Annotated in this window: 1 pseudogene; it reads left to right on the forward strand. The window is 62.5% G+C overall.

Annotation, left to right across the window (positions count from 1 at the left end):
- Positions 1 to 119: 119 nt before the first annotated feature.
- Positions 120 to 1433 (forward strand): annotated as a pseudogene (locus CYJ22_RS10410) (ISL3 family transposase).
- The last annotated feature ends 7 nt before the right edge of the window (positions 1434 to 1440 follow it).

The raw sequence follows: 1440 nt of genomic DNA on the forward strand, positions 1-1440 counted from the left end.
GGCTCTTCGCATTTGAGGGTGTAGGTGTTGTGGGCGGGGTTGGGCGTGTCGTGGCTGGGTAGGGGTCGAGGTCTTCCGATGATGGGGGTTCCTACACCGTCCATCTGAAAGACCTCGACATGGCCAATACTATCTTTGATCGCCCTGATCTGAGCGTGTTCACGCGCCTGGATGGCCTGGGGTTGGAGGTGACGGGTCAGCGCGTTGAGGCAGACCATGCAGTGTTGGCGTGCCGTATTACGGGTGAGGACCGGTGGTGTCGACGCTGCGGGTGCCAGGGCGTGGCTCGTGACACGGTGGTCAGGCGCTTGGCGCATGAGCCCTGCGGGTGGCGTCCCACGATCTTGCATGTGAGCGTGCGCCGCTACCGGTGCGAGACGTGTGCTCACGTGTGGCGTCAAGACATGAGTCAAGCGGCCGATCCGCGCGCGAAGCTCTCGCGTGCGGCGGTGCGCTGGGCGCTGACGGGCCTGGTGGTCCACCATCTGACGGTGGCGCGCGTCGCCCAGACCCTGGGCGCGTCCTGGAAGAGCCGCCAATACTGCTGTCCTGGCTGAAGGGGCGCGCCTGCTGATCAATGATCCAGCACGGTGTGAAGGCGTGCGTGTCATTGGCGTGGATGAACACGTGTGGCGCCACACCCCCTACGGCGACAAATACGTCACCGTCATCTTGGACGTCACTCCCGTACGAGACCGTCGCGGTCCCTCCCGGCTCCTGGACATGGTCCCGGGCCGCTCCAAGCAGGTTTTCAAAACCTGGCTGGCCTCCCGCCCTGACACGTGGCGCGAACGCATTGAGATCGTCGCGATGGATGGATTCACCGGGTTCAAAAGCGCAGCCGCCGAAGAACTCCCCGACGCAAGGGCAGTCATGGATCCCTTCCATGTCGTGCACCTGGCTGGCAACGCCTTGGATGAGTGCCGCAGGCGCATCCAGCAAGAACTCCACCACCGGCGCGGGCGTGCCACCGACCCCCTATACAAGGCCCGCAGAATGTTACACACCCGCTCATGCCTGCTCACCCCACGCCAGCAACACCAGATCCTCGACCTGTTCGCCAGCGATTACCACGTCGCCCTCGAAGTCACCTGGAGCGTCTACCAGAACATCACCTGGCGCCTATCGTGATCCCAACAAAATCCGCGGTAAGGCCCTGATGAAAGCCGAAATCAACACACTGACCTCCACACGCGTACCGAGGGGCCTAACCGAGCTCATCACGCTGGGCAGGACACTCAAACGCCGAGCCGGGGACATCCTGGCCTACTTCGATCATCCCCACACCAGCAACGGTCCTACCGAAGCCATCAACGGACGTCTCGAACACCTACGCGGATCCGCACTCGGACTTGCGAAACCTCACCAACTACATCACCCGAGCACTCCTCGAAACAGGAGGATTCAGACCCCAACTACACCCCCAATTATGAAGAGCCG

The sequence above is a fragment of the Schaalia odontolytica genome (assembly GCF_002847525.1).
Lineage (GTDB): Bacteria > Actinomycetota > Actinomycetes > Actinomycetales > Actinomycetaceae > Pauljensenia > Pauljensenia odontolytica_B.